This window comes from Cryobacterium sp. TMT4-31 (assembly GCF_004403385.1).
GTDB classification, from domain to species: Bacteria; Actinomycetota; Actinomycetes; order Actinomycetales; family Microbacteriaceae; genus Cryobacterium; species Cryobacterium zongtaii.
This window is the reverse complement of the sequence record NZ_SOGI01000057.1, coordinates 1-5,046: the sequence shown is the minus strand read 5'-3', so window position 1 is coordinate 5,046 and position 5,046 is coordinate 1. Positions and strand designations below refer to the sequence as shown.

General features: G+C 69.6%; 5 protein-coding genes and 1 pseudogene. 1 reads left to right on the top strand and 5 read right to left on the bottom strand.

Annotated features, from left to right (window positions below; all coding sequences use genetic code 11):
• From E3T19_RS13010 to E3T19_RS12995, 4 genes are all read right to left on the bottom strand, one after another.
• The coding region (locus E3T19_RS13010) for a biotin/lipoyl-containing protein (RefSeq protein WP_304991393.1) at positions 1–497 on the bottom strand (497 nt) is incomplete at its 3' end.
• 27 nt (positions 498–524) lie between these two features.
• A complete protein-coding gene (locus E3T19_RS13005; protein ID WP_088457748.1) occupies positions 525–1,535 on the bottom strand; it encodes an alpha-ketoacid dehydrogenase subunit beta in 1,011 nt (336 codons plus the stop codon).
• Positions 1,535–2,677, bottom strand: a complete 1,143-nt coding sequence (locus tag E3T19_RS13000) for a thiamine pyrophosphate-dependent dehydrogenase E1 component subunit alpha (RefSeq protein ID WP_241980217.1) — start codon at positions 2,675–2,677, stop codon at positions 1,535–1,537. The genes E3T19_RS13005 and E3T19_RS13000 overlap by 1 nt, the downstream gene beginning before the upstream one ends.
• A gap of 10 nt (positions 2,678–2,687) precedes the next feature.
• Positions 2,688–3,794, bottom strand: coding sequence for a histidinol-phosphate transaminase (locus E3T19_RS12995; protein ID WP_088457749.1), 1,107 nt, complete (start codon positions 3,792–3,794; stop codon positions 2,688–2,690).
• A 105-nt stretch (positions 3,795–3,899) separates the two neighbouring features.
• Between E3T19_RS12995 and E3T19_RS12990 the strand changes: the two genes are divergently transcribed.
• The gene (locus E3T19_RS12990) at positions 3,900–4,295 is read left to right on the top strand and encodes a phage holin family protein (protein WP_088457750.1); all 396 of its coding nucleotides are present in this window, start codon (positions 3,900–3,902) and stop codon (positions 4,293–4,295) included.
• 12 nt (positions 4,296–4,307) lie between these two features.
• Here E3T19_RS12990 and E3T19_RS19065 read toward each other — a convergent pair.
• Positions 4,308–5,046 (bottom strand): annotated as a pseudogene (locus E3T19_RS19065) (hypothetical protein); the annotation flags it as partial.

Below are 5,046 nucleotides of genomic sequence, written 5' to 3'. Positions count from 1 at the left end.
GAGGCAGCCGGGCCGCCCTGCGGGGGCGCGGTCGGCGCGGCAGCGAGAGCCTCGTGCGCTGCCGTCGGCACCACGTGCCGGCGTCGGCGGGTGGGCATCGACGCGGCGGCACCGCGGCCCACGAGTACCGCCGGGGACTCCTCGGCGGGCTCCTGCGAGATGGTGCTGCCGGCATCCTGGGCGGCCACGGTGAGGTCGTCGTCGGCCGGGGCGGGCGCATCCGGTGCGGGCGCAGCGCTGTCGTCGGTGGCGCCGGCCTCGGAGAGGATCGTGATGATCACAGTGCCCACGTCGACGGTGGTGCCCGGCTGCACGAGTATCTCGCCGACGACGCCAACGTACGGCGACGGCAGCTCAACGAGCGACTTGGCGGTTTCGATCTCGACGAGCACCTGGTTGATCGAGATGGTGTCGCCTGGGGCGACCTTCCACTCGACGATTTCGGCCTCGGTCAGGCCCTCGCCCACATCGGGGAGGGTGAATCGGGAGACGCTCATGGGGTGCCTTTCACAGCAGGGGGATGATTAGTAGGCGAGGGAGCGGTCGACGGCTTCGAGCACCCGGTCGGGGCTGGGCAGGAAGTGCGTCTCCACCGCGGCGGGCGGGAACGGGGTGTCGAAACCGGACACCCGCAGCACGGGGGCCTCGAGGGAGTAGAACGCCCGCTCGGTGACGGTCGCGGCGATCTCGGAGCCGACGCTGACGAAGCCGGCGGCCTCCTGGGCCACCACGAGGTGGCCGGTCTTGTGTACGGACTCGAGAATCGGTGTGTAGTCGATCGGTGAGATCGAGCGCAGGTCGATGACCTCGAGGCTGATGCCCTCCGCCGCGGCGAGGTCGGCGGCCTGCAGCAGCACGCTCACCATGGCGCCGTGGCCGACAACGGTGACGCTGGTGCCGGTGCGCACCACCCGGCTCGCGTGCAGCGGGGTGCCGGCCGCGGTGAAGTCGACCTCGCCCTTGGGCCAGTAGCGGCTCTTGGGTTCGAAGAAGATCACCGGGTCGTTCGACGCGATGGCCTCCTGCATCATCCAGTAGGCGTCGTGCGGGTTCGACGGGCTCACCACGCGGAGGCCTGGGGTGTGCGCGAAGTACGCCTCCGGGCTCTCCTGGTGGTGCTCGATCGAACCGATGTGGCCGCCGTAGGGTATCCGCACGACGACGGGCATGGTGAGGCCGCCCTCGTGCCGGTTGCGCATCCGGGCCAGCTGGCTGGTGATCTGGTCGAAGCCGGGGAACACGAAACCGTCGAACTGGATCTCGCAGACCGGCCGGTAGCCGCGCATGGCCAGGCCGATGGCCGTGCCGATGATGCCGGATTCGGCCAGCGGGGTGTCGAGCACCCGCTTCTCACCGAATTCGGCGTGCAGTCCCTCCGTCACCCTGAAGACGCCGCCGAGCGGCCCGATGTCCTCGCCCATCATGAGCACCTTGGGGTCGTTCAGCATCGCCTGGCGCAGCCCCGCGTTGAGGGCCTTGGCCATGGGCAGGTTCGCGCTGGTCGGCGCGGCGGCGGTCGTTTCCTGCAGGGTCATCAGGACTCACTCCCGTCGAACGAGGTTTCGTAGGCGTCGAGCCAGGCCTTCTGCTCCACGACCAGCGGATGCGGTTCGGCGTAGACGTTGTCGAAGATGACGGAGCGGTCGGGTGAGGTGATCTCCAGGGCGCGGCGGCGCACATCCGCTGCGTGGTCTGCGGCCTCTTCGTCGACGGAGTCGAGGAATTCCTGCTCGACACCCAGGCCCTTGAGGTAGCTGCGGAAGCGCACGATCGGGTCGCGAGCGACCCAGTAGGCCAGCTCGTCGGGGTCACGGTACTTGGTGGGGTCGTCGGCGGTGGTGTGGGCGCCGACGCGGTAGGTCAGCGCTTCGATCAGCGACGGGCCGTGGCCGGCGCGGGCGTCGTCCATAGCCTTGGCGGTGACGGCGTAGCTGGCGAGCACGTCGTTGCCGTCGACCTGGATGCCGGGCATGCCGAAGCCGCCGGCCCGCAGGTAGAGCGGGGTGCGGGACTGGCGGGAGACGGGCACCGAGATGGCCCAGTGGTTGTTCTGCATGAAGAACACCTGCGGGGTCTGGTAGCTGGCCGCGAAGACCAGGGCCTCGTTGGCGTCGCCCTGCGAGGAGGCGCCGTCGCCGTAATAGACGATCACGGCCGCATCGGTGTCCGGGTTGCCGGTCGCGGTGGCGCCGTCCAGCTGCATGCCCATGGCGTAACCGGTGGCGTGCAGCGTCTGCGAGGCGAGCACCAGCGTGTAGAGGTGGAAGTTGCCGTGTTCCTCCGGTGTCCAGCCGCCGAGGGTGACGCCGCGCAGCATCCGCAGGATGTCGACCATGTCCAGGCCCCGGATCATGCCGACGACGTGCTCCCGGTAAGAGGGGAAGACGTGGTCCTGAGCACGGGTGGCGTAGGCGGAGCCGACCTGGGCGGCCTCCTGGCCGTGGCTGGGCACCCAGAGGGCGAGCTGGCCCTGGCGCTGCAGGTTCGCCGCTTCGGTGTCGAACTTCCGCACGACGACCATGTCGCGGTAGAACGTGCGGTAGTCGGCCTCGGTGAGGCGCTCGAAGTATGGCAGGAACTCGGCCGCCGATTCGGACGGCGAGAAACTCCCGTCCGTGGACAGGAGCTGCACGGTGGGAGAAGTCAGGGTGCGCACGGGTGCGTCGTTGGAGGTCACTGGCACCGTACTAACCTAGCCGCCGGGCCGCGTGCCCCGTTGGTAGATCCTGAACAATCTCAGCGCCGATCCGTAGGAGCGTGGCCACAGATTCCTCCTCGCCAATCGAGACCCGGATACCCTCCGGGTGGAAGGGCCGGACGACGAGCCCGGCATCGGTGAAACGGTCGGTGGTCGCCGCGGTCGCTGCGCCCAGCGGCAGCCAGACGAAATTGGCCTGCGACGGCGGGACGTTCAGTCCCGCGGCCACCAGGGCGGCACGGATGCCGTCGCGGCGTTCGGCGATCACGCCGACCCGTTCCAGCAGCTCGGGTTCGGCGTCGAGCGAGGCCAGCGCGGCGGCCGAACCCTGCCCGGTGACCGAGAGTGGGATCGCGGTGGCACGGGCGGCGTCGAGGATGCCGACGGGGCCCAGGCCGTAGCCGACCCGGAGGCCCGCGAGACCGTAGGCCTTGGAGAAGGTGCGCAGCACGACGAGGTTCGGGTAGCGCCCCAGCAGCGTCGTACCGTCGACGGCTTTCGGGTCGGTGACGAATTCGGCGTACGCCTCGTCGAGGATCACCAGCAGGTCGGCGGGGACCTGCTCCATGAACGCCGTGAATTCGTCGGCCGTGACGATCACGCCGGTGGGGTTGTTGGGGCTGCAGACGATCACGACGCGGGTGCGCGGGGTGATCAGCGCGGCCATCGCGGGCAGGTCGTGACCGTGGTCGGCGCGGTTGGGTGCGGTGACACTGGTGGCACCGGAGACCGTGACCAGGCTCGGGTACGCCTCGAACGAGCGCCAGGAGTAGAGCACCTCATCGCCGGGGCCGGCCGCGGCCAGGATCAGCTGCGACAACAGCGCCACCGATCCGGCACCGATGTGCACCTCGTCGGTGGTCAGCTCGTACCGGGCCGCGAGCCGCTCGCGGAGAGCGAGGGCGGAGGCATCCGGGTACCGGTTGAAGGCCGAGACGGAGTTCACCGCGTCGACGACGCCGGGCAGCGGGTCGAACGGGTTCTCGTTGCTGGACAGCTTGAAGGCGGAGGCGTTGGCCGCCTTGCCCTGCCGGTACGCCGGCAGCGCAACGATCTCAGGGCGCAGGCGGACCGAGGGCTGGTCTGAAGGGCTCACTCGGCGAGTCTACGCCGGGACATATTCGCGGTGCCGCATGCTCTGGCCGTATATGCCGCACCGGAAACCCACCCGGCGACCGGCACCGGCTGTCATAGTGGGAGCATGGGTAGTTTCCTGATCAAGCTCATCGTCAACGCCGTCGCCCTCTGGGTGACCACACTGATCGTGGCGGGTGTGCGGGTGGACTCGTACGCACCGGACACGACGGCCGTTGTCCTCACCTACCTGCTGATCTCGCTGATCTTCGGGTTCGTCAACGGGTTCATCGGCGGGTTCGTGCGGATCGTCGCGTTCCCCCTCTATGTCCTCACCCTCGGTCTGTTGTCGTTCATCGTGAACGGGCTGCTGCTGATGCTGGTGGCGTGGATTTCCGGCCTGCTCGGTTTCGGTCTGGTCGTCGAGAGTTTCTGGTGGGGCGTACTCGGCGCGTTCGTGCTGGGCATCGTCAGCTGGCTGTTCGGCCTGCTCGTACGGCCGCTGAACAACGCCACCTCCTAGGCCCGCGCCAGGTCAGTCGACCCGTTCGGCTCGCCAGACGCTCTGCTGCCCCGGTGACTCGCCCACGATCCCGTCCAGCTGCGCGCGGAACGCCACCAACCGGGGCTCCGGCGACCCGTCGACCAGTCGGGCGGTCTCGCGGTAACCCACCAGCTGATGCGCCGGCATGACCTCGTCCGCCGGCACCTCCCGGCCGGCGAAGAGTTCCCGCCGCACGTAGAGGCGCTGGTCCTCGTCCGACGTGGAGCCCAGAGCAGGAACGAGGTCGTCCTCGTGCTCGACCGCGATCGCCGGCAAGCCCTCTGGCAATGGCAGGTCGGTTTCCGGCGACCCGAAGGTGACCAACCCCACGGCGTTGATGTCGCCACGCGAGACCAGCTGGTTGGCGATCAGCCCGCCCTGCGAGTGCGCCACCGGCACCACGGGGTCGCCGGGCTGCACTCCGGCCGCCTGCATGGCCTGCAGCACCGCCCGGTACGAGCCGGCCTCCTGGTCGGCTACGGCCGCGACGTTGGAGGCCATGTCCCACGGTTCGCTCGAGCCGGTCGGACTCCATTCCACGGTGCCGCCGATGAAAACCAGCCACGACGGATGCGCCGCGTCGCCGTAGCGCTCGATGCGCACCTGACCGCCGTCATCCTCGGTGGGGATGCGGTCGGCGAGGTCGGCGAACCCTGCGGGCGGGCTCGGCGGCGCGAGCGTGGCCGGCCCGAGCGGGGCCGGCCCGAGCGTGGCCGGCACAGCGCCGGAG

Bases quoted from the DNA above. Each gene is read 5' to 3' on its own strand.
- E3T19_RS12990 (WP_088457750.1), top strand. From the start codon at position 3,900: ATGGGTAGTTTCCTGATCAAGCTCATCGTCAACGCCGTCGCCCTCTGG.
- E3T19_RS13005 (WP_088457748.1), bottom strand. From the start codon at position 1,535: ATGACCCTGCAGGAAACGACCGCCGCCGCGCCGACCAGCGCGAACCTG.